Here is a 26,618-nt window from a genome sequence, read left to right as displayed (position 1 = left end):
ACGTTACGGCTGTAATCTTCATCTGTTTGTATGGATATCGCTTTTCGGTCACTTCGCTTTCCCCTATGCTACTCCAGTTTCACTTAGAAGGTTGCCCTGACATGTCTCAACTCAAAGCGCAGCTGCGCCGCGATGGTTTTACATTTAAACAATTTTTTGTTGCTCACGATCGCTGTGCTATGAAAGTCGGCACAGACGGTATTTTACTGGGAGCCTGGGCACCTGTCGCAGGTGTTAAGCGTATTCTTGATATCGGTACCGGCAGCGGGCTGGTGGCGTTGATGCTGGCGCAACGTACAGAAGAGCATGTCACGATTGATGCGGTTGAACTGGATGCGCAGGCCGCAGAGCAGGCGCGTGAAAATGCGGCCGAATCTCCCTGGGCAGAACGGATGAAAGTGGAATGCGCAGATGTGCTGGCTTGGGCGCCTGAACAAACCGCACGTTACGATCTCATCGTCAGTAACCCTCCCTACTATGAGCCCGGCGTTGAGTGCGGTTCACCGGAGCGCGAACAGGCGCGTTACACCGGCTCCCTCAACCATAAAGCGCTACTCACCAGTGCGGCAGAGCTCATCTCCGAAGAGGGTTTTTTCTGTGTCGTCCTACCTGAGAGTACGGGCAATACATTCATCGGCATCGCCCAGGAGATTGGCTGGACGCTACGTTTGCGTACCGATATTTCGGATACGGAAGGACGGCTGCCGCACCGCGTACTGCTGGCGCTATCACCAAAAGAAGGTGAATGCTTTAATGACAGAATGGTGATCCGTGGGCCAGACCAGCGTTATTCCGAAGATTACACCGCTCTGACCCAGGCATTTTATCTGTTTATGTGAACCTGCGGTGAGAGTATCGACGGGCCGGATTCAGCAAGCTGATCCGGGTAATCCAGGGTATAGTGCAGCCCGCGGCTCTCTTTACGCATCATCGCGCAGCGTACAATCAGTTCAGCGACCTGAACCAGATTGCGCAGCTCCAGCAAATTATTCGATACGCGGAAATTGGCATAATACTCATCAATTTCCTGTTGGAGCATGGTGATGCGGCGCAACGCGCGCTCAAGTCGTTTGGTCGTGCGTACAATCCCCACGTAGTCCCACATAAACAGTCGTAGCTCATGCCAGTTATGTTGGATCACCACCAACTCATCCGGGTTATCCACACGGCTTTCATCCCAGGCAGGCAGGTGCTCTGTCTCGCGGGCGTACGGCATGCGTTTCGTGATGTCTTCCGCTGCAGACCAGCCGTACACCAGGCATTCAAGCAGTGAGTTAGAGGCCATACGGTTCGCGCCGTGAAGTCCGGTATAGCTGACCTCTCCGATAGCATACAGGCCATCTACATCCGTACGTCCATGGTCGTCAACCATTACGCCACCACAGGTATAGTGGGCGGCAGGTACAATGGGCACCGGATCGCGGGTTAAATCAATGCCCAGATTCAGCAGCTTTTCGTAAATCATCGGGAAGTGCTGGCGAATGAACTCTGCGGGCTTATGGCTGATATCGAGATACATGCAGTCCACGCCAAGACGTTTCATTTCATGGTCGATGGCGCGGGCAACGATGTCACGTGGCGCGAGTTCACCTCTGGCATCAAAGTCCGGCATAAAGCGTGAACCGTCAGGGCGTTTCAGGTAAGCACCTTCTCCGCGCAGCGCTTCCGTGAGCAGGAAGTTGCGTGCCTGAGGGTGGAACAATGCGGTCGGGTGAAACTGGTTAAATTCGAGGTTCGCCACGCGGCAACCGGCGCGCCAGGCCATGGCAATACCGTCTCCGGAGGCTATGTCCGGGTTGGTGGTGTACTGATATACCTTGGAGGCGCCACCTGTAGCCAGTACGACAGCCTTCGCCTGACAAGTTTCAACCTTCTCTTTATTACGATTCCAGACCCAGGCACCCACGACGCGACGCGTGCCGGGCAGGCCAATTTTGTCGGAAATAATCAGGTCAACGGCATTACTCCGCTCAAGGACCCGAATATTAGGATGACTAAGAGCCTTACTGACCAGCGTAGTTTCAACTTCTTTACCCGTGGCATCCGCGGCGTGAAGGATGCGACGGTGACTATGACCGCCTTCACGAGTAAGGTGATAGCTCTCTTCGCCATTGGGCTGAACCTGGGTATCAAATAATACCCCCTGGTCGATGAGCCATTGAACGCAATGACGGGCATTACTGGCGACAAACTCTGCGGCGTGCGTATCCACGATCCCGGCACCGGCAATCAACGTATCTTCAACGTGTGATGCAATGCTGTCTGTTTCGTCAAATACAGCGGCAATACCGCCCTGGGCATAAAATGTGGAACCTTCACTTATCGGCCCTTTACTCAGAACAATAACGTTCTGATGCTCGGCCAGACGCAGCGCCAGAGAGAGACCGGCAGCACCGCTGCCGATGATCAGTACATCACAATGAAGTTCAGGTGTTGTGTTCATGATTTTTGTTTAATTTACTAAACAGTGTTTGGTCAGAATAGCACCTGAATGCGAGATATCGCACGTTTTTTTTAAAGTCTGTTGCAATGACTAAACTCGTAAGGTGGCGTAAACAGGAGGTAAATGAATGAAATTATTTTGCGAAGCAGATCGTTAGTGTCAGATTTTGTGGTGAAATAAAGCCAGGGTTGCGTTACTCTTCTGGCGGGAAAAAGATGTTTCTTGTCAGAAAGTGGTGCGTATCGTGAACAGACTTATAATGAGAGAAAATGAACAGTCTGCGGCGCGATGAACAAAAACAAAGGCGTTACGGAACTTATTGAAGATCAGACACTCTAATTCGGTGCTTGCTCAAAGTGCGGTATTTTAGAGTGGCGTTTCGATAACGCGTGGAATTTAGGTTTGGGGAGACATTACCTCGGATGAGCGAGCAGTTAACGGACCAGGTCCTGGTTGAACGGGTCCAGAAGGGAGATCAGAAAGCCTTTAACTTACTGGTGGTGCGCTACCAGCATAAAGTGGCGAGCCTGGTTTCCCGTTATGTACCGTCAGGTGATGTACCTGATGTGGTACAAGAGTCTTTTATCAAGGCCTATCGCGCGCTGGATTCTTTCCGGGGAGATAGTGCTTTTTATACCTGGCTGTACCGTATTGCGGTCAATACGGCAAAGAATTATCTGGTCGCTCAGGGACGTCGTCCACCTTCAAGTGATGTGGACGCAATCGACGCCGAAAACTTCGAAAGTGGCGGCGCATTGAAAGAAATTTCGAACCCTGAGAACTTAATGTTGTCAGAAGAACTGAGACAAATCGTTTTTCGCACGATCGAGTCGCTCCCGGAAGATTTACGCATGGCAATTACGTTACGGGAGCTGGATGGTCTGAGCTATGAAGAGATAGCCGCTATCATGGATTGTCCGGTCGGTACGGTACGTTCACGAATTTTCCGTGCGCGAGAAGCTATTGATAATAAAGTTCAACCGCTTATCAGGCGTTGACGATAGCGGGATACTGGAAAAGGTATTAGGCATGCAGAAAGAAAAACTTTCCGCTTTAATGGATGGTGAAACGCTGGATAGTGAGCTGCTCAACGAGCTGTCTCATTCTCCCGAAATGCAAGAGACCTGGGAGAGTTACCATCTCATCCGTGACACTCTTCGTGGTGACACCGGCGAGGTTCTCCATTTCGATATCTCAGCCCGCGTGATGGCGGCCATTGAGAATGAGCCTGTTCATCAGACCACTCCGCTGATTCCTGAAGCTCAACCAGCACCTCACCAGTGGCAGAAAATGCCGTTCTGGCAAAAGGTGCGTCCGTGGGCTAGCCAGCTCACCCAAATGGGGGTGGCTGCATGCGTATCGCTTGCAGTTATCGTTGGCGTCCAGCACTATAATACTCAGTCTGAAACTAATCAGCAGCCAGAAGCGCCAGTGTTTAACACACTGCCGATGATGGGCAAAGCCAGCCCGGTAAGCCTGGGTGTACCGGCTGATGCCTCCGCCAGCGGCGGTCAGCAACAGCAGGTTCAGGAGCAGCGCCGTCGCATTAATGCGATGTTGCAGGATTATGAGTTGCAGCGTCGTCTGCACTCTGAACAGCTTCAGTTTGAGCAGGCACAAACACAGCAAGCTGCTGTGCAGGTGCCCGGAAACCAAACTTTAGGAACGCAATCGCAGTAATGAAGCAACTTTGGTTCGCCATGTCTCTGATGGCGGGTAGCTTGTTCTTCTCTGCCAACGCCTCGGCTGATGTTTCATCCGGGGCGTTGTTGCAGCAAATGAATCAGGCTAGCCAGTCACTCAATTATGAGTTGGCATTTATCAGCATCAATAAGCAGGGTGTCGAGTCGTTACGCTATCGCCATGCCCGTCTTGATAACCAGCCGCTCGCCCAGCTTTTACAGATGGATGGCCCGCGTCGGGAAGTTGTTCAGCGTGGTAACGAAATCAGTTATTTCGAACCTGGTCTGGAGCCTTTCACGCTGAATGGCGACTATATCGTTGATTCTCTGCCGTCACTTATTTACACCGACTTCAAGCGGCTCGCCCCTTACTACGATTTTATTTCGGTAGGGCGTACGCGCATTGCGGACAGGTTGTGTGAGGTGATCCGCGTTGTTGCCCGGGACGGAACACGCTACAGCTATATCGTCTGGATTGACGCAGAAACCAAACTTCCGATGCGTGTAGACCTGCTTGACCGTGATGGTGAAACGCTGGAACAGTTCCGCGTTATCTCCTTCAATGTGAACAATCAGGTTGGAAACAGCATGCAGAATCTGGCTAAAGCCAGTCTGCCGCCACTGCTTTCTGTTCCGGCGGGTGACTCTGTTAATTTCAACTGGGTGCCTTCCTGGATCCCACAAGGGTTTAGCGAAGTTTCAAGCAGCCGTCGTCAGTTGCCAACCATTGAGACTCCCGTTGAATCGCGTCTTTATTCCGATGGATTATTCAGCTTCTCGGTCAATATCAATCGCGCAACGGCAAACAGTTCTGAACAAATGCTTCGTACCGGACGTCGTACGGTCAGCACCACGGTACGCGATAACGCAGAGATCACGATTGTGGGTGAGTTACCTCCGCAGACGGCAAAACGCATTTCTGACAGCATAAAATTCAGGGCCGCACAATGATTAAAGAGTGGGCTACGGTTGTATCGTGGCAGAACGGCATTGCGCTGGTGAGCTGCGATGTCAAAGCATCATGTAATAGCTGCGCGTCCAGAGCCGGCTGCGGCAGTCGCGTGCTAAATAAGCTCGGGCCACAAACGTCGCACACGATTTCTGTGCCAAGCGAACAGCCGTTGATGGCGGGACAGAAGGTCGAGCTGGGTATTGCGGAAGGTAGCCTGCTCAGTTCGGCTATGCTGGTTTATCTCTCCCCGCTGGTAGGGTTGTTTGTGATGGGCGGCATATTCCAGATGCTGTTTGGCACCGATGCAGCCGCCATGTGCGGTGCCGCATTAGGTGGCGTGGGAGGATTCTGGTTGGCCAAAGGTTTCTCTCCGAAGCTCGCTGCCCGCGAAGAGTGGCAACCTGTCATTCTCAGCGTTGGGCTGGCGCCAGACCAGCTTCGTGTTGAAACGCTCTCTTCTGAGGCCCGGTGATCCATCGGGCTTTATCATTATTTACGTCCTAAAACAGAAAACGTCCTTTCTTCACGCTATACCTGTCTCTAAGTGCATTTCCAGGTAGCGAGGATGTAGTGTAGAATGCTGCGTTTTCGCACTGAAAAACGTCAGGCTAAGAACAGCGGCCTCCAGGAATTCGTAAGGCATAATTATTTAACTATATGAAGAACATACGTAACTTTTCGATCATTGCTCACATTGACCACGGTAAGTCGACGCTGTCTGACCGTATTATCCAGATTTGCGGTGGCCTGTCTGATCGTGAAATGGAAGCCCAGGTTCTGGACTCCATGGACCTGGAACGCGAACGCGGTATCACCATTAAAGCGCAGAGCGTCACGCTGGATTACAAAGCGGCTGATGGTGAAACCTATCAGTTAAACTTTATCGACACCCCAGGCCACGTTGACTTCTCCTATGAAGTATCACGCTCGCTGGCAGCCTGTGAAGGCGCGCTGCTGGTGGTGGATGCCGGGCAGGGCGTAGAAGCCCAGACCCTGGCAAACTGCTACACCGCGATGGAAATGGATCTCGAAGTTGTGCCGGTTCTGAATAAGATCGACCTGCCAGCCGCCGATCCTGAGCGCGTAGCGGAAGAGATTGAAGATATTGTCGGCATCGACGCGACCGATGCGGTACGCTGCTCCGCTAAAACGGGCGTGGGCGTGACCGATGTTCTGGAACGTCTGGTTCGTGATATTCCGGCTCCGGAAGGTGACCCGGATGGCCCGCTGCAGGCGCTGATCATCGACTCCTGGTTTGATAACTACCTTGGCGTTGTCTCCCTGGTGCGTATTAAAAACGGCACCATGCGTAAAGGCGACAAAATCAAGGTAATGAGTACCGGGCAAGTCTACAATGCGGATCGTCTGGGCATCTTCACGCCAAAACAGGTTGACCGTACCGAGCTGAAGTGCGGCGAGGTAGGTTGGTTGGTCTGCGCAATCAAAGACATCCTTGGCGCGCCAGTAGGCGATACCCTGACGGGGGCACGTAACCCGGCAGATAAAGCACTGCCAGGTTTTAAAAAGGTGAAACCGCAGGTTTACGCGGGTCTGTTCCCGGTTAGCTCTGACGACTACGAAAACTTCCGCGATGCACTCGGTAAGCTTAGCCTGAACGATGCCTCACTGTTCTACGAGCCAGAGAGCTCCACGGCGTTGGGCTTCGGCTTCCGCTGTGGCTTCCTCGGCCTGCTGCACATGGAGATCATTCAGGAGCGTCTGGAGCGTGAATACGATCTGGATCTGATCACCACTGCACCGACCGTAGTCTATGAAGTTGAAACCACCTCGAAAGAGGTTATCTACGTCGACAGCCCGTCCAAGCTTCCGCCGCTGAACAACATTCACGAGCTGCGCGAGCCAATCGCTGAGTGTCACATGCTGCTGCCGCAGGAGTTCCTGGGTAACGTCATTACGCTGTGTATCGAGAAGCGTGGTGTGCAGACCAACATGGTTTACCACGGTAACCAGGTGGCGCTGACCTATGAAATCCCAATGGCGGAAGTGGTACTCGACTTCTTCGACCGTCTGAAGTCAACCTCTCGTGGCTATGCGTCACTGGATTACAACTTCAAACGCTTCCAGGCCTCCAACATGGTCCGTGTGGACGTGCTGATCAACGGTGAGCGCGTGGACGCGCTGGCGCTGATCACCCACAACGACAACGCGCCATATCGTGGCCGTGAGCTGGTTGAGAAGATGAAAGACCTGATCCCGCGTCAGCAGTTTGATATCGCGATTCAGGCTGCCATCGGCAACCACATTATCGCGCGTTCCACCGTAAAACAGCTGCGTAAAAACGTTCTGGCTAAATGCTATGGCGGTGACGTCAGCCGTAAGAAAAAGCTGCTGCAGAAACAGAAAGAAGGTAAGAAGCGTATGAAGCAGGTCGGTAACGTCGAGCTGCCGCAGGAAGCATTCCTTGCCATCCTTCATGTTGGTAAAGACAGCAAATAACCCTAAGGAGTTGGCATGGCGAACATGTTTGCCCTGATCCTGGTCATTGCTACCCTGGTGACCGGTCTGTTGTGGTGTCTGGATAAGTTTATCTTCGCCCCAAAACGCCGTGAACGTCAGGCTGCCGCTCAGGCAGCCACAGGCGATCAGCTGGATGCGAAAACGCTGAAGAAAGTCGGCCCGAAACCGGGCTGGCTGGAAACAGGAGCCTCGGTATTCCCGGTGCTGGCGATTGTGCTGGTGGTACGTTCGTTTATTTACGAACCGTTCCAGATCCCGTCAGGTTCAATGATGCCAACGCTGCTGATTGGTGATTTTATTCTGGTCGAGAAGTTTGCCTACGGCATCAAAGATCCTATCTACCAGAAAACGCTGATTGAAACGGGTCATCCGAAACGTGGCGACATCGTGGTGTTCAAATATCCGGAAGATCCGCGCCTGGACTACATTAAGCGTGCGGTGGGTCTGCCGGGTGATAAGGTCACTTACGATCCGGTTGCGAAGGAAGTTACCGTTCAGCCGGGCTGCAGTTCCGGTACGGCGTGTGAGAACGCGCTGCCAATCACCTACTCAAACGTTGAGCCAAGTGATTTTGTCCAGACCTTTGCCCGTCGTAACGGCGGCGAGGCGACCAGTGGGTTCTTCCAGGTACCGAAAGGTGAAACCAAAGAGAACGGTATTCGTCTGGTTGAGCGTAAAGAGACGCTGGGTGATGTTACGCACCGTATCCTGACCGTGCCGATTGCGCAGGATCAGCTGGGTATGTATTACAAACAACCGGGTCAGCAGCTGGCAAGCTGGATTGTGCCTCCGGGACACTACTTCATGATGGGTGATAACCGCGATAATTCTGCGGACAGCCGTTACTGGGGCTTTGTACCTGAAGCGAATCTGGTGGGTAAAGCGACCGCAATCTGGATGAGTTTTGAGAAGCAGGAAGGTGAATGGCCGACCGGCGTGCGCCTGAATCGTATTGGCGGAATCCATTAATTCTCATTAAATGAACGCGTAGCCGCTTTAATTAGCGGCTGCGTGAATTATTTCAGCGATAAATCTCTTCGAACTAACGACATCCCCTGTCGTTGTGTATAGAATATTCCCCCGAAGTTTAAGGTTGGCCCTGCAAGGGTGCCACGGCACACGAAACCGCGTTGGTTTTCTCAGGTCGGTTTCGTGTGCTGCATTTTTGACGCATTCATTTATTGGTATCGCATGAACCCCATCGTAATTAATCGGCTTCAACGGAAGCTGGGCTACACTTTTCATCATCAGGAGTTGTTGCAACAGGCATTAACCCATCGCAGTGCCAGCAGCAAACATAATGAGCGCCTCGAATTTTTAGGTGACTCTATTTTAAGTTTCGTGATTGCGAATGCGCTTTATCATCGTTTCCCGCGTGTGGATGAAGGTGATATGAGCCGCATGCGTGCCACGCTGGTTCGGGGCAATACCCTTGCGGAAATCGCGCGCGAATTTGAACTGGGCGAATGTCTGCGTCTTGGGCCGGGTGAACTGAAAAGCGGCGGCTTCCGTCGTGAATCTATTCTTGCCGATACGGTCGAAGCATTAATCGGTGGCGTGTTCCTGGACAGCGATATCCAGACCGTAGAAAAGCTGATCCTGAACTGGTATCAGACCCGTCTGGACGAAATCAGTCCGGGCGATAAACAAAAAGATCCGAAAACGCGCTTGCAGGAATATTTGCAGGGTCGCCATCTCCCGCTGCCATCCTATCTGGTGGTGCAGGTGCGTGGCGAAGCGCACGATCAGGAATTTACCATCCATTGCCAGGTCAGTGGCCTGAGTGAACCGGTGGTGGGCACAGGTTCTAGCCGTCGTAAGGCTGAACAGGCTGCCGCCGAACAGGCGTTGAAAATGCTGGAGCTGGAATGAGCGAAGAAAAAACCTATTGCGGATTTATTGCCATCGTCGGACGTCCGAACGTCGGCAAATCTACGCTGCTGAATAATCTGCTCGGGCAGAAGATTTCTATTACCTCACGTAAGGCGCAGACCACGCGTCATCGCATCGTGGGTATCCATACAGAAGGCGCGTATCAGGCGATTTATGTCGATACTCCGGGCCTGCACATGGAAGAGAAGCGCGCCATTAACCGCCTGATGAACAAGGCGGCGAGCAGCTCGATTGGCGACGTTGAGCTGGTCATTTTCGTTGTTGAAGGCACCCGCTGGACGCCGGACGACGAAATGGTGCTGAATAAACTGCGTGACGGTAAAACACCGGTCATCCTCGCGGTCAACAAAGTGGACAACGTACAAGAGAAGGCTGACCTGCTGCCGCATCTGCAGTGGCTCGGTAGTCAGATGAATTTCCTCGATATCGTACCGTTGTCTGCCGAGACCGGTCTGAATGTGGATACCATCGCGGGCATCGTGCGTAAGCATCTGCCGGAAGCGATCCATCACTTCCCGGAAGAGTACGTTACCGATCGCTCCCAGCGCTTTATGGCCTCTGAAATCATCCGTGAAAAGCTGATGCGTTTCCTCGGTGCTGAGCTGCCATACTCCGTGACGGTAGAAATCGAACGTTTCCAGAGCAACGAACGCGGCGGCTACGATATCAATGGCCTGATCCTCGTTGAGCGTGAAGGGCAGAAGAAGATGGTGATTGGCAACAAAGGTACCAAGATCAAAACCATCGGCATTGAAGCCCGCAAAGACATGCAGGAGATGTTCGAAGCCCCGGTTCACCTGGAACTGTGGGTGAAAGTGAAATCTGGCTGGGCCGATGATGAGCGTGCTCTGCGCAGCCTCGGTTACGGCGAAGACCAATAACTCAAGACGACGAGTATGATGGATGGATGGCAGCGTGCCTTTGTCCTGCATAGTCGTCCCTGGAGCGAAACCAGCCTCATGCTGGACGTCTTCACGGAAGAGTCGGGCCGCGTGCGCCTTGTTGCGAAAGGCGCACGTTCCAAACGTTCTAACCTGAAAGGTGCCTTACAGCCTTTCACTCCCTTGCTGGTTCGTTTTGGTGGGCGAGGGGAGGTCAAAACCCTGCGCAGTGCCGAAGCCGTCTCTCTGGCACTTCCTCTTTCTGGTATCACGCTGTACAGCGGTTTGTATATCAACGAACTCATCTCGCGCGTTCTTGAACATGAGACTCGCTTCTCTGAACTTTTCTTCGATTATCTGCACTGTATTCAGGCGCTGGCGGGTACCACCGGTACCCCCGAACCTGCGCTGCGTCGTTTCGAACTGGCGCTGCTGGGACATCTGGGATATGGCGTCGATTTTCTGCATTGTGCGGGGAGCGGAGACGAGGTCGAGGACACGATGACCTATCGTTATCGGGAAGAAAAAGGTTTTATTGCCAGCATCGTAATCGATAACAGCACATTTACCGGTCGTCATCTCCGGGCGCTGTATGAGCGCGAGTTTCCCGATCAGGACACACTGCGCGCTGCAAAACGCTTTACCCGCATTGCCCTCAAGCCGTATCTTGGCGGCAAGCCCTTAAAGAGCCGCGAATTATTCAGGCAGTTTATGCCGAAACGTTAGAGACAGAACCAAAAGAAAACCGAGGATTGTCATGGCTGAATTACTGTTAGGCGTCAACATTGATCATATCGCCACGCTGCGTAATGCGCGCGGCACGGCTTATCCTGACCCGGTTCAGGCGGCATTTATCGCCGAACAGGCTGGCGCCGACGGCATTACCGTTCATTTGCGTGAAGACCGTCGCCATATCACCGATCGCGACGTACGTATTCTGCGTCAGACGCTAGATACCCGTATGAATCTGGAGATGGCCGTCACGGAAGAGATGCTGGCGATTGCCTGCGAGACTAAACCCCATTTCTGCTGCCTGGTACCGGAAAAGCGTCAGGAAGTGACGACCGAAGGCGGTCTGGATGTTGCAGGGCAGCTCGACAAAATGCGCGATGCCTGCAAACGTCTGGCCGATGCCGGCATCCTGGTTTCTCTGTTTATCGACGCCGATTTCGCCCAGATCAAAGCGGCGGCCGACGCGGGCGCACCGTATATCGAAATTCATACCGGTTGTTATGCTGATGCTGAAAGCGATGCTGAGCAGGCCAAAGAGCTGGAGCGTATCGCTAAAGCAGCTACGTATGCCGCAAGCCTGGGCCTGAAGGTCAATGCTGGACATGGCCTCACCTACCACAACGTTAAGGCCATCGCCGCCCTGCCGGAAATGCATGAGCTGAATATCGGCCATGCGATTATTGGCCGTGCAGTGATGAGTGGCCTGAAAGAGGCGGTATCAGAGATGAAACGTCTGATGCTGGAAGCGCGCAAGTAATGGCCATTCTGGGCTTAGGCACGGATATCGTTGAAATAGCCCGCATTGAAGCGGTGATCGCCCGTAGCGGCGATCGCCTGGCAAGGCGTGTGCTAAGCGATAACGAATGGGCCATCTGGGAAGCGCATCAGCAGCCGGTGCGTTTTCTGGCCAAGCGTTTTGCTGTGAAAGAAGCGGCCGCCAAAGCCTTTGGTACGGGTATTCGAAATGGTCTGGCATTTAACCAGTTTGAAGTGTTTAACGACGAACTGGGTAAACCGCGCCTGCGTTTATGGGGCGAGGCGCAAAAGCTGGCTGAGAAGCTGGGCGTGAACCACATGCACGTGACGATCGCGGATGAACGCCACTATGCAAGCGCAACGGTGATCATCGAAAGTTAAAGTTTGTCCGCATGATGCATCAGGACAAACTTATCCCATAGCTGCTCTTCGCTCTCGACGTGTGCCGGATCTTTCAGGATAGTATTGGGGATCGGGCACACTTTCTGACAGGTCGGCGTCTCATAGTGACCGATGCATTCGGTGCAGCGGTCGCTGTTAATTTCATAAATGCTGTCGCCCATCGAAATCGCCTGGTTCGGGCATTCGGGTTCGCACATATCGCAATTGATGCATTTTTTGGTAATTAACAGCGCCATCAGGAAATTCTCAGAAACAACACAAACTGGGCGGGCATTATACGCGTCAAACCAGTTTCTTTACCAGTTCTTCGCTGTGGCGAATGCGCTCGGGTGCGTGTTCCAGATCCTGCTGCACCAGCGCCATAAACAGCAGATCGGTCAGCATCATTTGCGCACTGGTGGACGAGATAGCCGCACTGCGCGTAGCCTGCTCTTCGGCAATGGTATATAAACAGCGCGTTGCCCGCTGTTGCAGGGCATTCGGGGTAAAACCGGTGATTGCCAGAATTTTACCGCCGACACGCAGGGCTTCGTCGGTCGCCATATTGATTTCACGACGCTCACCGGAATAGGAGATTGCCAGCAGCAGATCGTCAGGATCCATCGCCTGTACAGTCGCCAGCAAGGCGTGCATATCCTGCTCGACAATGGCGTTATAACCGATTTTGGTTAGCTTCCAGCCAAAATTACGTGCCACCAGGCCGGATGCGCCAATTCCGGTCAAAATGATACGCCGTGCTGCACGTAGCATCGCCACGCTCTCCAGCAGTTTCTCTTCCGTGTTCACATCAAGCGTCGCATGCATGGCCGCGACATTCTCTTTAATCAGCTTTTCCCCAACCAGACGCATCGGGTCATCACCACGGATCTGGTTATGTACGGGCATCGACTGCGGATTGGGGTTACTCACCAGCGCTTCGCTAATCGCCAGTTTGAGGGCGGGAAAGCCCTTAAAGCCAATCTTCTGGGCAAATTTCACCACGCTTGATTGACTCACACCGGCTTCACTCGCCAGCTGCTGCGAGCTGAGATGGCGGGCGCGATCGGGCTGAGAAAGCAGATAATCCGCCAGCTTTTTGTCGCTTTGAGCAAAGCCTGCATACCGCTGGCGAATACGAATTAAACAGTTCATAGGTTCTCCTGGCGAAAATGTGATTATCTGCGCAAATACGAATTTTGCTCGCCTGAATGAATTTTATATTCCATTATAGTGTGATTATTATGAATTAAAAATTCCTGAGGTACAAAACATGAATCTTGGCTCACTTGTTTCAGAAACGCGTAACCCGCAAACCATGGATCTGGATGCACTTTCCACCCTTGAGCTGGTTAACCGTTTTAATCAACAGGATACGCTGGTGGCGCAGGCAGTGAAAGAGACATTACCTGAGGTGGCGAAAGCTGTCGATGCCGCGGCGGAAGCACTGAAGGCGGGTGGTCGTATTATTTATATGGGGGCCGGAACCAGCGGGCGTCTTGGCGTGCTGGATGCGTCAGAATGCCCACCAACGTTTGGTGTTCCACACGGTCTGGTGGTCGGGTTGATTGCCGGTGGTCCAGGTGCGCTGCTGAAAGCCGTTGAAGGGGCGGAAGATAACAAACAGCTGGGTGAGGAAGACCTGAAGGCGCTGAATCTGACAGCGAAGGATCTGGTGGTCGGGCTGGCGGCATCCGGACGCACGCCGTACGTCATTGGCGGGCTGGAATACGCTAACCAGACCGGCTGCACAACGGTCGCCATCTCCTGTAATCCAGGCTCACCGATTGCACAGGTGGCCGCTATAGCTATCTCTCCGGTGGTCGGGCCGGAAGCGCTGACCGGCTCCACGCGCCTGAAATCCGGGACCGCGCAAAAGCTGGTGCTCAATATGATCTCCACCGGTGCAATGGTGAAGTTCGGCAAGGTTTACCAGAACCTGATGGTGGATATGCAGGCGACCAACATCAAGTTAGTGGACAGAGCCTGCCGCATGGTGATGGAGGCGACGGGCGCAGGGCGTGAAGAGGCAGAAGCGGTGCTCAAACAGACCGATCACGATGTTAAACCGGCCATTCTGATGATCTTAAGCGGGCTGGACGCTCAGGCCGCGAGAGCCAAACTCAATGCGCATAACGGTTTCTTACGGGCGGCTTTAGAAAACTAACAGAGGCGTGTATGGATAAAACAGCAGCGCTCGCCAGCAATATCCTGCAAGGAATTGGTGGGGAAGAGAATATTCAGCGTCTGGAAAACTGCATGACGCGCGTGCGGGTCGAAGTGCATAACGATGATCAGCTTGATGTGCCGCGTCTGAAGCAGCTTTCCGGCGTCAGCGGCTACGTGAAACAGGGGCAACAGCACCAGTTGATCGTCGGGCCGGGGAAAGCGGCACAGGTGGTCGATGCCATGCGCGCACTGATGGGCAGCAGAGCAAGCGTGTCGATTGAGGATGCTGAACGCACCAAAGCGCAGGCAAAGGCCAAATACAAAGCCCCAATGAGCGATGCGCTGCGCCAGCTGGCAAACGTCTTTATTCCGTTGATCCCAGCGTTCATTGCTTCTGGTTTGATCACCGGGATCATTAACATCCTCAAGCGCCCGGATATTGTTGGGGATTTTGCCACTCAGTATCCGAATCTGCTGGGTATTCTCGGGATTTTCGGCAGCGCAGTGTTTGCCATCATGAACATTCTGGTCGGGGTGAACACGGCTAAAGTATTTGGTGGCTCGCTGGCCATGGGCGGGGTGATGGCAGGGATTTTATCCAGCCCACAACTGGCACAGATAACCCTGTTTGGCGAGGCGCTTCAGCCGGGACGCGGCGGGGTGATTGCTGTACTGCTGGTGGTGATCCTGATGTGCTGGATCGAGAAAAAATTGCGCGCTCTTTTGCCCGGATCAATTGAGCTTATCCTCAATCCACTGCTGACGACACTTATCACCGGCAGTGTGGCGATTGTTGCACTGCAACCACTGGGCGGCTGGATCTCAGAAGCGATTGCCCATGGCGCGTCTTTGGCTATCGATCGCGGCGGCCTGTTAGTCGGGGCGGTGCTGTCTGGCACTTTCCTGCCATTAGTGCTGACCGGTCTGCATCAGGGGCTGGTGCCGATCCATGTCGAGCTGGTGCAGACGCACGGTTACAACGCGCTTCTGCCTATCCTCTCTATGGCAGGTGTGGGGCAGGTTGGTGCGGCCATCGCTGTGCTGATGAAAACCCGCAATATGCGCCTGAAAAAAGTGATTAAAGGCGCACTTCCTGTCGGTTTGCTTGGCATTGGTGAACCGCTGATTTTTGGCGTCACGCTGCCGCTGGGTAAACCGTTCCTCGCTGCCTGTCTGGGTGGTGCGGTAGGTGGAGCACTCATCAGCTACTGGAAAGTCGCCACTGTTATCACTTTTGGACTGTCCGGTTTACCGCTGGCGTTGACCATCGTGACCGGAAAAGTGATGCTCTATCTGTTAGGCTATTTAGTAGCGGTGATAGCCGGGTTCCTGTTTACCTGGCTGTTAGGATTCAACGATCCAGAGGAGTAAGGTTTGGCAAATTACGAGCGTCGCGTTGTCTTTTTCGACCTGGATGGAACGCTGCATCAGCAGGATATGTTTGGTACGTTTATGCGCTACCTGTTGCGGCGTCAGCCTCTGAATGCACTGCTCGTATTACCGCTCTTACCCGTGATTGGCATCGCGCTGCTGGTGAAAGGCCGGGCAGCGCGATGGCCGATGAGTCTGCTGCTGTGGGGATGCACGTTTGGCCACAGTGAATCGCGACTCAAACAGCTCGAACAGGATTTTGCACACTGGTTTCGCGGTCATGTCGCCGCGTTTCCTGTCGTTCAGGCGCGTCTCACCAGCTATCTCGATGCGAACGATGCCGATATCTGGCTGATTACCGGTTCACCGCAGACGCTGGTTGAGCTGGTCTATTTTGATACCCCATGGCTCCCCAGGGTGAATCTTATCGCCACACAGATTGCTCGCGGTTATGGCGGTTGGGTGCTCACCCTGCGTTGCCTGGGACATGAAAAAGTGGTGCAACTGGAGAAACGCATCGGTACACCGCTGCGTCTTTACAGCGGCTACAGTGACAGTAAACAGGACAATCCGCTGCTCTATTTTTGTCAGCATCGCTGGCGCGTCACGCCGTCAGGGGAACTTCAGCAACTCGAATAGTCTTCTCTCTGGAGGGTGTGTATAATGCCGCCCGCTTTTAGACCGGAGTATCAACCCTTGTCCAATCCTGAACACAATCATGAATACTGGATGCGCCACGCGCTAACGCTGGCTCAACGTGCCTGGGAAGAGGGCGAGGTCCCCGTGGGTGCCGTGCTGGTTTACAACAACCAGGTGATTGGAGAAGGCTGGAATCGCCCGATTGGCCGTCACGATCCCACTGCTCACGCCGAAATCATGGCGCTTCGACAAGGTGGGCTGGTGTTGCAAAACTATCGCCTGCTCGACACCACGCTGTACGTGACGCTTGAACCCTGTGTGATGTGTTCTGGTGCGATGGTACACAGCCGTATTGGCACGCTTGTCTTCGGTGCGCGGGATGAAAAAACCGGCGCTGCCGGCTCACTGATGGATGTCCTGGGACACCCGGGGATGAACCATCAGGTCAAGACTATCGGCGGGGTGCTTGCACCAGAGTGTTCGGGGCTACTAAGTGATTTCTTTCGAATGCGCCGGCAGCAGAAAAAGCAACAAAAGGCAGAATTGAAGTTGTCGGACGATTAAGTTCATCCGGTGCCACAACCGGGTAACTTTGAGCCAGTTGTTTTGCCTCTGCCGCTTCTTTCTCTTTTTCCAGCAGGTATCCTACCAGGCTTATCTGATATTTACGGATATTTTCCACATAGGCGTAAGCCTCATGTCCGCGTGCGTAGCCATATGTCAGCTTGTTGTACCAGGGTTTCTGGCTCAGCAGTGGCAACCGCTGTTTAACGTCTGACCAGCTGTCCGGGTTACCTTTCGTTTTCGCCGTCAGCGCTCGCGCATCAAGCATATGCGCATAACCCATGTTGTAGGCGGCCAGCGCGAACCAGATCCGCTCTTCTTCCGGCACTGTTTCCGGTACCTTGGCCATCATATCCTGCAGGTAGCGCGCACCACCGCTGATGCTCTGTTCGGCATCGGTACGGTCATTCACACCCAGGCTCAGGGCGGTATTTTTGGTTAGCATCATTAAACCGCGTACGCCCGTGGGCGACGTGGCCTGGGTATCCCAGTGAGATTCCTGATAGGAGATAGCCGCCAGCAGTTTCCAGTCAATTTCCTGGGCGTATTTTTCAAACAACGGCTGCAGATCCGGCAAGACACCGTCTATCGCGCGCAGGAAGCTGCGGGTGTCAACATAGTCAAAGTCGTCACCGTGACCGAGATACTTCTCCTCAAGACGCGCCAGGGTACCGTCTTCATTGATGGTATTGAAGAAGTCGAGCATCGCCGCAGAGACGGTCTGATCGTCGTCGAGCTGGGTAAACCAGGTAACGGGTTGTTCATCTGTCACGTCCAGCGCTACGGCGATCTCAGGGTGAACGCGCTGGAAAAGACTGATCGCAACCGAATCAGCGATGGTATAGGGCAGTTTCTGATTTTTAACCTGTTCCAGCAGTTCCGTAGTGCCGAGTTTGGGATCGACTGTCCAGCTCAGGTCCGGGTATTTCTTCTCCTTGAGCTCACGCAGATCGTCAATCACCACATGGCCGGGGGCAATCGTCAGTTGTTGATCGTTAATGGTAGCAAGCGTGCGCGGGCGAACGCTTCCGACACGGTAGACCAGTTGCTGCGAAACGGAGTAGTAGGTCGGGCCTGGCTGATAGTTCTTGCTGCGCTCGCTGTTATACACCAGCCCGGCCGCGAGCATATCGGCATCGTCGTTATCGAGGTCATCAAACAACTGGTTGATATTCTGGCGGACGGTAATTTTAAGCTTTACGCCAAGATAATCGGCGAACTGTTGGGCCAGTTCGTAATCCAGACCAATAACTTTGCCGTTGATGTCGCTGTAGATCAGCGGAGAGTTTAGGGTACTGACGCGCAATTCCCCCCGCTCCTTTATGGCGGCGATACGGTTTTCGGCTTTGCCGAACCAGGGGATAGAAGGCCAGAGGGCCACTGCCAGCAGCAACGTCACAATGCCGATGAGCAGATAATTAATCTTTAATTTTTTCAATTAGTTAATTCTCTGCGACGCCGGTTGCCTCAGTCTGCTGTAGCCATGTTAATAATAAGGTTTGCCATTGAATGAGCGGCATTTTGCGTAAACTTGCGCCACTTGGCAACCCATTAGAGAGACAGGTCACATCTATTGTTAAACATCTGCGTAGATTTTATTTCGACGCAAACGGTTTCGTCGGCGCTCAGGATTCTCTATAATGACGCCCGTTTTCCCCCCTTGCGCACACTGTAAGCGCCCCGGCGCTTCGAAGACGAGAGACTTATGATGGAAATTCTGCGTGGTTCGCCTGCACTGTCTGCCTTCCGTATTAACAAACTGCTGGCACGTTTTCAGGCGGCCGACCTTCCGGTAAGCAATATTTACGCTGAGTATGTCCATTTTGCTGACCTGAATGCCCCCCTGAATGCAGAGGAGCGCGTACAGCTGGAACGCCTGCTCAAGTATGGCCCAAGTCTGAGCAGCCATACGCCAACCGGCAAACTGATCCTTGCGACACCGCGTCCGGGCACCATCTCCCCCTGGTCTTCCAAAGCCACCGACATCGCCCACAACTGTGGCCTGAGCCAGATTAACCGTCTGGAACGCGGCGTGGCGTACTATGTGGAAGCTTCCACTCTGAGCGAAGAACAGTGGCAGGCGGTTGCAGCTGAGCTTCATGACCGCATGATGGAGAGTGTTTTTGCCTCTCTCGATGACGCACAGAAGCTATTCTCCCACCATCAGCCTGCGCCGGTACAGAGTGTGGATTTGCTGGGGCAGGGGCGCCAGGCACTGATTGACGCGAACCTGCGTCTTGGCCTGGCACTGGCAGAAGACGAAATTGATTATCTGCAGGATGCGTTTGTTAAGCTGAACCGCAATCCGAATGACATCGAACTCTATATGTTCGCGCAGGCCAACTCTGAACACTGTCGTCACAAGATTTTCAACGCTGACTGGGTTATCGACGGTGAACAGCAACCGAAGTCGCTGTTCAAAATGATTAAAAACACCATGGAAAAAACCCCTGACCACGTGCTGTCTGCCTACAAAGACAACGCTGCGGTAATGGAAGGTTCCGAGGTGGGCCGCTTCTTCGCCGATCGCGAAGCAGGGCGCTATGACTTCCATCAGGAGCCTGCGCATATCCTGATGAAGGTCGAAACCCATAACCACCCGACGGCGATCTCCCCGTGGCCGGGTGCGGCGACCGGTTCCGGCGGTGAAATCCGTGATGAAGGCGCAACGGGCCGCGGTGCAAAACCAAAAGCTGGTCTGGTCGGTTTCTCCGTTTCCAACCTGCGCATCCCGGGTTTTGAACAGCCGTGGGAAGAAGATTTCGGCAAACCAGAGCGCATTGTAACCGCGCTGGATATCATGACCGAAGGCCCGCTGGGCGGCGCGGCGTTTAACAACGAATTTGGTCGTCCGGCGCTGAACGGTTACTTCCGTACCTATGAAGAGAAAGTGGACAGCCACAACGGCGAAGAGCTGCGCGGCTACCACAAACCGATCATGCTGGCGGGCGGGATCGGCAACATTCGCGCCGATCACGTGCAGAAAGGCGAGATCGTCGTGGGCGCGAAGCTGATCGTGCTGGGCGGCCCGGCAATGAACATCGGCCTGGGCGGTGGGGCGGCTTCTTCTATGACCTCTGGTCAGTCTGATGCGGATCTCGACTTTGCTTCCGTGCAGCGCGACAACCCGGAAATGGAGCGTCGTTGCCAGGAAGTGATCGACCGCTGCTGGCAGCTGGGTGAAGCTAACCCAATTCTGTTTATTCACGATGTGGGCGCGGGCGGTTTGTCTAACGCCATGCCGGAGTTGGTGAGCGACGGCGGTCGCGGTGGCCGTTTCAACCTGCGCGACATCCTGAGCGATGAGCCGGGTATGAGCCCGCTGGAAATCTGGTGTAACGAATCTCAGGAACGTTATGTTCTGGCCGTTGCAGCGGATCAATTACCGCTGTTTGACGAGCTGTGCCGCCGCGAGCGTGCGCCGTATGCCGTTATTGGTGAAGCGACCGAAGAGAAGCATCTCTCCTTAAGCGACACCCACTTTGACAACCAGCCGATCGATCTGCCGCTGGACGTTCTGCTCGGTAAAACGCCGAAGATGACCCGCGACGTTGAAACCCGTAAAGCGGCAGGAAAAGCGCTGGATCGTCAGGGCATTACCGTTGCGGAAGCGGTCAACCGCGTGCTGCACCTGCCGGCCGTGGCAGAGAAAACCTTCCTCGTGACCATCGGCGACCGTACCGTGACCGGTATGGTATCGCGCGATCAGATGGTCGGCCCGTGGCAGATCCCGGTCGCTAACTGCGCCGTGACCACCGCGAGTCTCGACAGCTACTACGGCGAAGCAATGGCGCTGGGTGAACGTACCCCGGTGGCGCTGCTGGACTTCGCGGCATCTGCTCGTCTCGCCGTTGGTGAAGCGCTGACTAACATCGCTGCAACCCAGATTGGCGATATCAAACGTATCAAACTTTCTGCGAACTGGATGGCCGCTGCTGGTCACCCGGGTGAAGACGCAGGCTTGTATGAAGCGGTAAAAGCGGTGGGTGAAGAACTGTGCCCTGCGCTGGGTCTGACCATTCCGGTGGGTAAAGACTCTATGTCGATGAAGACCCGCTGGCAGGAAGGCAACGAGCAGCGCGAGATCACCTCTCCGCTGTCGCTGATTATCTCCGCCTTTGCTCGCGTGGAAGACGTTCGTCATACCGTTACGCCGCAGCTCGTGACCGAAGACAACGCCCTGTTGCTGATTGACCTGGGTAAAGGCAACAACGCGCTGGGTGCGACCGCGCTGGCGCAGGTTTACCGTCAACTGGGCGATAAGCCGGCAGACGTGCGCGATGTGGCGCAGTTAAAAGGCTTCTACGATGCCATCCAGGCGCTGGTTGCGCAGCGTAAGCTGCTGGCCTACCACGACCGTTCTGACGGCGGCCTGCTGGTGACGCTGGCAGAAATGGCCTTCACCGGCCACTGTGGCGTGGAAGCGAATATTGCCTCTCTGGGCGAAGACCGTCTGGCGGCGCTGTTTAACGAAGAGCTGGGCGCCGTGATTCAGGTTCGTGCGGCAGATCGCGACGCGGTTGAAGCCATCCTTGCGAAGCACGGTCTGGCAGATTGTGTGCACTATCTGGGTAAAGCCGTTCAGGGCGACCGCTTCGTCATTGAAGCTGACGGTCATGCCGTGTTCAGCGAAAGCCGCTCCACGCTGCGTATGTGGTGGGCAGAAACCACCTGGCAGATGCAGCGTCTGCGCGACAACCCGGAATGTGCCGATCAGGAGCATAACGCGAAGGCGAATGACAACGATCCAGGCCTGAACGTGAAACTCTCCTTCGACATTAACGAAGATATTGCTGCGCCGTACATTGCGAAGGGCGCGCGTCCGAAAGTGGCCGTGCTGCGCGAGCAGGGCGTTAACTCCCACGTTGAGATGGCCGCAGCCTTCCACCGCGCGGGCTTTGATGCCATCGATGTTCACATGAGCGACCTGCTGGCAGGCCGCACCGGTCTGGAAGATTTCCAGGCGCTGGTGGCGTGCGGTGGCTTCTCCTACGGTGACGTGCTGGGCGCGGGTGAAGGTTGGGCGAAGTCCATTCTGTTCAACAATCGCGTGCGTGACGAGTTCGAAACCTTCTTCCACCGTCCGCAAACCCTGGCGCTGGGCGTGTGTAACGGCTGCCAGATGATGTCCAACCTGCGTGAGCTGATCCCGGGCAGCGAAGCCTGGCCGCGCTTTGTGCGTAACCAGTCTGACCGCTTCGAAGCGCGTTTTAGCCTGGTGGAAGTGACTCAGAGTCCTTCTCTGCTGCTGCAGGGCATGGTCGGTTCGCAGATGCCAATCGCGGTCTCTCACGGCGAAGGTCAGGTTGAAGTGCGTGACGCCGCGCATCTGGCTCAGCTGGAGAGCAAAGGTCTGGTGGCGCTGCGCTTTGTTGATAACTTCGGCAAGGTCACCGAAACCTATCCGGCTAACCCGAACGGTTCGGCAAACGGGATTACTGCTGTTACCAGCGAAAGCGGTCGCGCAACCATCATGATGCCGCACCCGGAGCGTGTATTCCGTACCGTGAGCAACTCCTGGCACCCGGAAAACTGGGGTGAGGACAGCCCGTGGATGCGTATTTTCCGCAACGCGCGTAAACAGTTGGGTTAAGCAATAAAATGAATGCAGGCCCGGTGAGCGGAAACGCCACCGGGCTTTTTTATATCTGTCGCAAAACCGCGACAACGCAGTAAAAGGGGTGTCTCCAAATGGAGACATTTAACTTATTGATTTGTATATGACACGACAGTTTCCCGTTAAGGTGTTGCTTAATAGCGACACTTAGCCTGGAAATCATTCAACCGATAATTAACAGGTTAAATGAGTAAAGGCTATATATATCAATGCGTTAATTTTTAATTTTGCATTCTGGCACGGCTGTTGCATAATACTAACCAGTGGCTCATTCACCCTCTTATGTCAGCCCCTTCGGGACGTGCTACATAAACTTCGAATGACGCACAAAAAGGTGCCTGCCGTCCAACTACTGATCATAGCGATGCTTTATCAGGCCAGGGCGAAACGTCGAGTTAGGCACCGCCTCATTCCATAACAAAGCCGGGTTTTTACCCGGCTTTGTTGTATCTGAAGGGCAGACTCAGTTACGCTCTGCGTAAACCCCCACTAAGAGAGTAATGCGTTGAAACGCTGGCCCGTTTTTCCCCGCTCCCTGCGACAGCTTGTCATGATGGCCTTCCTGCTGATCCTGCTGCCATTACTGATCCTTGCCTGGCAGGCGTGGCAAAGTCTCAATGCCTTGAGTGCTCAGGCGGCGTTGACTAACCGCACGACGCTCATCGACGCCAGGCGCAGTGAAGCGATGACCAATGCTGCGCTGGAGATGGAGCGTAGCTATCGCCAGTACTGTGTGCTTGACGATCGCACGCTGGAAAAGGTGTATCAGAATCAGCGTAAACGCTATAGCGAGATGCTGGATGCCCACGCAGGGGTGTTGCCGGATGACAACCTGTATAAAGCGTTACGTCAGGATCTGAACGACCTTGCTCAGCTACAGTGTAAAAATAGCGGTCCGGATACGACTGCCGCCGCGCGCCTGGAGGCCTTTGCCAGCGCCAACACCGAGATGGTTCAGTCAACGCGTACCGTGATTTTCTCGCGCGGCCAGCAGCTTCAGCAGGAGATTGCCGAACGTGGACAGTTCTTCGGCTGGCAGGCGCTGGTGCTGTTCCTGGTGAGTCTCGGGCTGGTTCTGCTCTTTACCCGCATGATCATCGGCCCGGTGAAGGGCATTCAGCGTATGATTAACCGTCTGGGAGAGGGAAAATCGCTCGGTGATACGGTTGCCTTTAAAGGTCCGCGTGAGTTGCGGTCCGTAGGCCAGCGTATTATGTGGCTGTCTGAACGTCTGGCATGGCTCGAATCTCAGCGTCATCAGTTTCTGCGCCATATTTCCCATGAGCTTAAAACGCCGCTGGCCAGCATGCGTGAGGGCACGGAACTGCTGGCGGACGAAGTGGCTGGGCCGCTGACCACCGAACAGAAAGAGATTGTCGAGATCCTTGATGCCAGCAGCCGCAATCTGCAAAAGCTGATTGAGCAACTGCTGGATTACAACCGCAAGCTGGCTGATGGCGCGGTTGTACTGGAAAACGTCGAGATTGAGCCGCTGGTGGATATGGTGATCTCCGCTCATAGCTTGCCAGCAAGAGCTAAAATGATGCATACCGGTGTAGAACTGAATGCGCCAGCGTGCCTGGCTGAACCCATGCTGTTAATGAGCGTTCTGGATAATCTTTACTCCAATGCGGTGCACTATGGTACTGAATCCGGTAACATTTATATCCGAAGTTATACGAATGGTTCACGGGTGTTTATTGACGTCGCTAACACCGGCACCCCGATCCCCGATGACGAAAAAGCCATGATATTTGAGCCCTTTTTCCAGGGGAGTCATCAGCGTAAAGGTGCGGTTAAAGGAAGTGGTCTGGGCTTGAGCATCGCCCGAGACTGCATACGACGCATGCAGGGTGAGCTAAACATTGTCACGGACGAACGTTCGGATGTTTGCTTCCGTATCGAATTGCCCCTGAGCCGGAAAAATCAATAACATGAATCTATGTCTGGTGAGTATGTCACACGTCTTTTTCCGCGCCGTACGCGCGGTGTTTTCCCGCAACACGCTTCGCCTGAGCTTGCCTTGTTTATTTCTGGCAGGATGTGTTTCCCATGCGCCGCAAAGTGCAATTAGCGATAAACAAGAAGATAAATGGCCAGATAACCAACTGGCAGACTTTCTTTCAACCCGCTGTGAGGACATCTGGAACCTGTCAGGTCATGACGTTGAAAGCAACCCGTTGTTCTGGCTACGCGGAATAGATTGCGCCCAGCGTCTGGCACCGGTAGACGCTCGTTCGAAAGCAGCGATGCTGGATGACGACACCTGGCAGGACGCTTTCAAGCGCGGGATTTTACTGGCAGATGCGAAAATCACACCCGTTGAACGCCGCGCCAACGTGACCCGGCTGGACATGTTTGTGGTCAACCTTCCGGTCCAGATTCGCCCGGTATATCAGCTCTGGCGTGATGGGCAGACATTACAACTTCAACTGTCTGAAGAGCGCTCCCGCTACAGCAAATTGCAGCAGTCCACCGACAGCGAACTTGATACGCTGCGTCAACAGCAGCAACATTTGCGTACGCAACTGGATACCACGACGCGTAAGCTGGAAAACCTGACCGATATCGAAAGACAGCTTTCGTCGCGTAAATATCAGCCGGGGAGTTCATCTGCTGCACCGGACAGCGATACGCCGAAACAAGAGGATGTGAAGCCATGACCAGCCGTAAACCTGCCCATCTCTTACTGGTGGATGACGATCCCGGGCTGTTAAAGCTGCTGGGCATGCGTCTGGTGAGTGAAGGCTACAGCGTGGTAACCGCTGAGAGCGGGCAGGAGGGGCTGAGAATTCTCAGCCGCGAGAAGATTGATCTGGTGATAAGCGACCTGCGGATGGACGAAATGGACGGCCTGCAACTGTTCGCGGAGATCCAGAAGCAGCAGCCGGGCATGCCTGTCATTATTCTCACGGCGCACGGGTCGATCCCGGATGCGGTTGCCGCGACACAGCAGGGGGTGTTCAGCTTCCTGACCAAGCCGGTGGACAAAGATGCGCTTTACAAGGCTATCGACAGCGCGCTGGAACATGCCGCCCCGTCGAATGATGAAGCGTGGCGGGAGTCTATCGTCACCCGCAGCCCTATTATGCTGCGTCTGCTCGAACAGGCCCGTATGGTGGCGCAATCTGACGTCAGCGTGCTCATTAACGGCCAGAGCGGTACCGGGAAAGAGATCCTCGCGCAGGCGATTCATAATGCCAGCCCGCGCAGCAAAAATGCTTTTATTGCGATTAACTGCGGCGCACTCCCGGAACAGCTGCTCGAATCTGAACTGTTTGGGCATGCCCGCGGCGCTTTCACTGGCGCGGTAAGCAGCCGGGAAGGGTTATTCCAGGCAGCGGAAGGCGGCACGCTTTTCCTGGATGAGATTGGCGACATGCCTGCGCCGCTGCAGGTTAAATTACTGCGTGTGTTGCAGGAACGAAAAGTTCGCCCGCTGGGCAGCAACCGCGATATAGATATTAATGTGCGTATTATTTCGGCGACACACCGCGATTTACCGAAGGTGATGGCTCGCAACGAGTTTCGCGAAGATCTCTACTACCGTCTTAACGTGGTGAACCTGAAGATCCCAGCGCTGGCCGAACGTGCGGAAGACATTCCCCTGCTGGCGAACCATCTTTTACGCCAGGCGGCCGATCGCCATAAACCGTTCGTTCGTGCGTTTTCCACCGATGCGATGAAACGGTTGATGGCCGCAAGCTGGCCGGGCAACGTGCGTCAACTGGTGAACGTAATTGAGCAGTGCGTCGCGCTGACCTCATCACCGGTTATCAGCGACGCGCTGGTGGAGCAGGCACTGGAAGGGGAAAACACGGCATTGCCGACGTTTGCCGAAGCGCGGAATCAGTTCGAGCTGAACTATTTGCGTAAGCTGCTGCAAATTACCAAAGGCAACGTGACCCACGCGGCGCGAATGGCGGGGCGTAACCGCACCGAATTCTACAAGTTACTGTCTCGGCACGAGCTGGAAGCGAACGATTTTAAAGAGTAGTACCGCAAAATTCGCTTGAATATGATACTGTGAGCAACCGATTACGAAGCAGCTTACAGGCAAGAG

25 protein-coding genes are annotated in these 26,618 nt (G+C 54.2%); 21 read left to right on the top strand and 4 right to left on the bottom strand.

Going from position 1 to position 26,618, the window contains the following annotated elements; all coding sequences use genetic code 11:
• Positions 1-101: 101 nt before the first annotated feature.
• The gene (locus JGF26_RS08935; protein WP_032666641.1) at positions 102-839 is read left to right on the top strand and encodes a tRNA1(Val) (adenine(37)-N6)-methyltransferase; all 738 of its coding nucleotides are present in this window, start codon (positions 102-104) and stop codon (positions 837-839) included.
• On the opposite strand, the gene nadB is transcribed toward JGF26_RS08935, so the two are convergent.
• Positions 824-2,443, bottom strand: coding sequence for an L-aspartate oxidase (gene nadB / locus JGF26_RS08930; protein WP_028016055.1), 1,620 nt, complete (start codon positions 2,441-2,443; stop codon positions 824-826). The genes JGF26_RS08935 and nadB overlap by 16 nt on opposite strands.
• A gap of 363 nt (positions 2,444-2,806) precedes the next feature.
• On the opposite strand from nadB, the gene rseD reads away from it, so the two are divergent.
• The 12 genes from rseD to acpS all read left to right on the top strand — a co-directional run bounded on the left by rseD (position 2,807) and on the right by acpS (position 12,198).
• Entirely contained in the window at positions 2,807-2,869 is a 63-nt protein-coding gene (gene rseD, locus JGF26_RS22560) for a rpoE leader peptide RseD (RefSeq protein WP_229255512.1), read from the top strand.
• A complete protein-coding gene (gene rpoE, locus JGF26_RS08920; protein ID WP_006176728.1) occupies positions 2,866-3,441 on the top strand; it encodes an RNA polymerase sigma factor RpoE in 576 nt (191 codons plus the stop codon). The genes rseD and rpoE overlap by 4 nt, the downstream gene beginning before the upstream one ends.
• 31 nt (positions 3,442-3,472) lie before the next feature.
• Entirely contained in the window at positions 3,473-4,123 is a 651-nt protein-coding gene (gene rseA / locus JGF26_RS08915) for an anti-sigma-E factor RseA (protein WP_014832926.1), read from the top strand.
• Positions 4,123-5,076, top strand: coding sequence for a sigma-E factor regulatory protein RseB (gene rseB / locus JGF26_RS08910; protein ID WP_049005955.1), 954 nt, complete (start codon positions 4,123-4,125; stop codon positions 5,074-5,076). Before rseA ends, rseB begins: the two co-directional genes overlap by 1 nt.
• Complete coding sequence (gene rseC, locus JGF26_RS08905) at positions 5,073-5,549, top strand: SoxR-reducing system protein RseC (protein ID WP_028016057.1); 477 nt, start codon at positions 5,073-5,075, stop codon at positions 5,547-5,549. Before rseB ends, rseC begins: the two co-directional genes overlap by 4 nt.
• Positions 5,550-5,734: 185 nt before the next feature.
• Positions 5,735-7,534, top strand: a complete 1,800-nt coding sequence (lepA, locus tag JGF26_RS08900) for a translation elongation factor 4 (protein WP_028016058.1) — start codon at positions 5,735-5,737, stop codon at positions 7,532-7,534.
• 15 nt (positions 7,535-7,549) lie between these two features.
• The gene (gene lepB / locus JGF26_RS08895) at positions 7,550-8,524 is read left to right on the top strand and encodes a signal peptidase I (RefSeq protein ID WP_028016059.1); all 975 of its coding nucleotides are present in this window, start codon (positions 7,550-7,552) and stop codon (positions 8,522-8,524) included.
• A 222-nt stretch (positions 8,525-8,746) separates the two neighbouring features.
• Positions 8,747-9,427, top strand: a complete 681-nt coding sequence (gene rnc, locus JGF26_RS08890) for a ribonuclease III (protein ID WP_003860711.1) — start codon at positions 8,747-8,749, stop codon at positions 9,425-9,427.
• Entirely contained in the window at positions 9,424-10,329 is a 906-nt protein-coding gene (gene era / locus JGF26_RS08885) for a GTPase Era (RefSeq protein ID WP_028016060.1), read from the top strand. Before rnc ends, era begins: the two co-directional genes overlap by 4 nt.
• A gap of 18 nt (positions 10,330-10,347) precedes the next feature.
• Positions 10,348-11,055, top strand: coding sequence for a DNA repair protein RecO (gene recO / locus JGF26_RS08880; RefSeq protein ID WP_108090941.1), 708 nt, complete (start codon positions 10,348-10,350; stop codon positions 11,053-11,055).
• Positions 11,056-11,086: 31 nt separating this feature from the next.
• The gene (pdxJ, locus tag JGF26_RS08875; RefSeq protein ID WP_028016062.1) at positions 11,087-11,818 is read left to right on the top strand and encodes a pyridoxine 5'-phosphate synthase; all 732 of its coding nucleotides are present in this window, start codon (positions 11,087-11,089) and stop codon (positions 11,816-11,818) included.
• Entirely contained in the window at positions 11,818-12,198 is a 381-nt protein-coding gene (acpS, locus tag JGF26_RS08870; protein WP_028014094.1) for a holo-ACP synthase, read from the top strand. Before pdxJ ends, acpS begins: the two co-directional genes overlap by 1 nt.
• Here the strand turns inward: acpS and JGF26_RS08865 are convergent.
• Together JGF26_RS08865 and JGF26_RS08860 are read right to left on the bottom strand one after the other, a co-directional pair.
• Positions 12,195-12,455 carry a YfhL family 4Fe-4S dicluster ferredoxin gene (locus JGF26_RS08865; protein WP_008502177.1) on the bottom strand — a complete coding sequence of 87 codons (261 nt, stop codon included), beginning with the start codon at positions 12,453-12,455 and terminating at the stop codon, positions 12,195-12,197. The genes acpS and JGF26_RS08865 overlap by 4 nt on opposite strands.
• Positions 12,456-12,501: 46 nt before the next feature.
• Entirely contained in the window at positions 12,502-13,350 is an 849-nt protein-coding gene (locus tag JGF26_RS08860) for a MurR/RpiR family transcriptional regulator (protein WP_028016063.1), read from the bottom strand.
• A 118-nt stretch (positions 13,351-13,468) separates the two neighbouring features.
• Here JGF26_RS08860 and murQ point away from each other — a divergent pair, with 118 nt between their 5' ends.
• From murQ to tadA, 4 genes are read left to right on the top strand one after another with little or no spacing between them, the layout of a single operon-like run.
• The gene (gene murQ / locus JGF26_RS08855) at positions 13,469-14,362 is read left to right on the top strand and encodes an N-acetylmuramic acid 6-phosphate etherase (RefSeq protein WP_134707652.1); all 894 of its coding nucleotides are present in this window, start codon (positions 13,469-13,471) and stop codon (positions 14,360-14,362) included.
• 11 nt (positions 14,363-14,373) lie between these two features.
• The gene (locus tag JGF26_RS08850; RefSeq protein ID WP_108090925.1) at positions 14,374-15,735 is read left to right on the top strand and encodes a PTS transporter subunit EIIC; all 1,362 of its coding nucleotides are present in this window, start codon (positions 14,374-14,376) and stop codon (positions 15,733-15,735) included.
• A gap of 3 nt (positions 15,736-15,738) precedes the next feature.
• Positions 15,739-16,374 carry a phosphatidylglycerophosphatase C gene (yfhb, locus tag JGF26_RS08845; protein ID WP_134707653.1) on the top strand — a complete coding sequence of 212 codons (636 nt, stop codon included), beginning with the start codon at positions 15,739-15,741 and terminating at the stop codon, positions 16,372-16,374.
• 24 nt (positions 16,375-16,398) lie between these two features.
• A complete protein-coding gene (tadA, locus tag JGF26_RS08840) occupies positions 16,399-16,938 on the top strand; it encodes a tRNA adenosine(34) deaminase TadA (RefSeq protein ID WP_108090923.1) in 540 nt (179 codons plus the stop codon).
• Here the strand turns inward: tadA and mltF are convergent.
• Positions 16,826-18,376 carry a membrane-bound lytic murein transglycosylase MltF gene (gene mltF, locus JGF26_RS08835; protein ID WP_108090922.1) on the bottom strand — a complete coding sequence of 517 codons (1,551 nt, stop codon included), beginning with the start codon at positions 18,374-18,376 and terminating at the stop codon, positions 16,826-16,828. The genes tadA and mltF overlap by 113 nt on opposite strands.
• Before the next feature lie 267 nt (positions 18,377-18,643).
• Here mltF and purL point away from each other — a divergent pair, with 267 nt between their 5' ends.
• The 4 genes from purL to glrR all read left to right on the top strand — a co-directional run bounded on the left by purL (position 18,644) and on the right by glrR (position 26,552).
• Positions 18,644-22,531: a phosphoribosylformylglycinamidine synthase gene (purL, locus tag JGF26_RS08830; RefSeq protein WP_134707654.1), complete on the top strand. Its 3,888-nt coding sequence runs from the start codon at positions 18,644-18,646 to the stop codon at positions 22,529-22,531.
• A 529-nt stretch (positions 22,532-23,060) separates the two neighbouring features.
• Positions 23,061-24,488, top strand: a complete 1,428-nt coding sequence (gene qseE, locus JGF26_RS08825; RefSeq protein ID WP_028016069.1) for a two component system sensor histidine kinase QseE/GlrK — start codon at positions 23,061-23,063, stop codon at positions 24,486-24,488.
• 1 nt (position 24,489) lies between these two features.
• Complete coding sequence (gene qseG / locus JGF26_RS08820; protein WP_108090920.1) at positions 24,490-25,218, top strand: two-component system QseEF-associated lipoprotein QseG; 729 nt, start codon at positions 24,490-24,492, stop codon at positions 25,216-25,218.
• On the top strand, positions 25,215-26,552 hold the full coding sequence (gene glrR / locus JGF26_RS08815) for a two-component system response regulator GlrR (RefSeq protein WP_028016071.1): 1,338 nt from the start codon (positions 25,215-25,217) through the stop codon (positions 26,550-26,552). The genes qseG and glrR overlap by 4 nt, the downstream gene beginning before the upstream one ends.
• Positions 26,553-26,618 lie beyond the last annotated feature (66 nt).

The organism is Enterobacter sp. E1 (assembly GCF_016809815.1).
GTDB classification, from domain to species: domain Bacteria; phylum Pseudomonadota; class Gammaproteobacteria; order Enterobacterales; family Enterobacteriaceae; genus Enterobacter; species Enterobacter adelaidei.
This window is presented reverse-complemented; position numbering and strand designations above follow the sequence as displayed.

Coding starts and splice junctions, on each gene's coding strand:
- rnc (WP_003860711.1), top strand. CDS start 8,747: ATGAACCCCATCGTAATTAATCGGCTTCAACGGAAGCTGGGCTACACT.
- acpS (WP_028014094.1), top strand. CDS start 11,818: ATGGCCATTCTGGGCTTAGGCACGGATATCGTTGAAATAGCCCGCATT.
- era (WP_028016060.1), top strand. CDS start 9,424: ATGAGCGAAGAAAAAACCTATTGCGGATTTATTGCCATCGTCGGACGT.
- tadA (WP_108090923.1), top strand. CDS start 16,399: ATGCCGCCCGCTTTTAGACCGGAGTATCAACCCTTGTCCAATCCTGAA.
- JGF26_RS08860 (WP_028016063.1), bottom strand. CDS start 13,350: ATGAACTGTTTAATTCGTATTCGCCAGCGGTATGCAGGCTTTGCTCAA.
- glrR (WP_028016071.1), top strand. CDS start 25,215: ATGACCAGCCGTAAACCTGCCCATCTCTTACTGGTGGATGACGATCCC.
- purL (WP_134707654.1), top strand. CDS start 18,644: ATGATGGAAATTCTGCGTGGTTCGCCTGCACTGTCTGCCTTCCGTATT.
- pdxJ (WP_028016062.1), top strand. CDS start 11,087: ATGGCTGAATTACTGTTAGGCGTCAACATTGATCATATCGCCACGCTG.
- lepB (WP_028016059.1), top strand. CDS start 7,550: ATGGCGAACATGTTTGCCCTGATCCTGGTCATTGCTACCCTGGTGACC.
- rseB (WP_049005955.1), top strand. CDS start 4,123: ATGAAGCAACTTTGGTTCGCCATGTCTCTGATGGCGGGTAGCTTGTTC.
- recO (WP_108090941.1), top strand. CDS start 10,348: ATGGATGGATGGCAGCGTGCCTTTGTCCTGCATAGTCGTCCCTGGAGC.
- qseG (WP_108090920.1), top strand. CDS start 24,490: ATGAATCTATGTCTGGTGAGTATGTCACACGTCTTTTTCCGCGCCGTA.
- JGF26_RS08850 (WP_108090925.1), top strand. CDS start 14,374: ATGGATAAAACAGCAGCGCTCGCCAGCAATATCCTGCAAGGAATTGGT.
- JGF26_RS08935 (WP_032666641.1), top strand. CDS start 102: ATGTCTCAACTCAAAGCGCAGCTGCGCCGCGATGGTTTTACATTTAAA.
- lepA (WP_028016058.1), top strand. CDS start 5,735: ATGAAGAACATACGTAACTTTTCGATCATTGCTCACATTGACCACGGT.
- murQ (WP_134707652.1), top strand. CDS start 13,469: ATGAATCTTGGCTCACTTGTTTCAGAAACGCGTAACCCGCAAACCATG.
- nadB (WP_028016055.1), bottom strand. CDS start 2,443: ATGAACACAACACCTGAACTTCATTGTGATGTACTGATCATCGGCAGC.
- rseA (WP_014832926.1), top strand. CDS start 3,473: ATGCAGAAAGAAAAACTTTCCGCTTTAATGGATGGTGAAACGCTGGAT.
- JGF26_RS08865 (WP_008502177.1), bottom strand. CDS start 12,455: ATGGCGCTGTTAATTACCAAAAAATGCATCAATTGCGATATGTGCGAA.
- rpoE (WP_006176728.1), top strand. CDS start 2,866: ATGAGCGAGCAGTTAACGGACCAGGTCCTGGTTGAACGGGTCCAGAAG.
- rseC (WP_028016057.1), top strand. CDS start 5,073: ATGATTAAAGAGTGGGCTACGGTTGTATCGTGGCAGAACGGCATTGCG.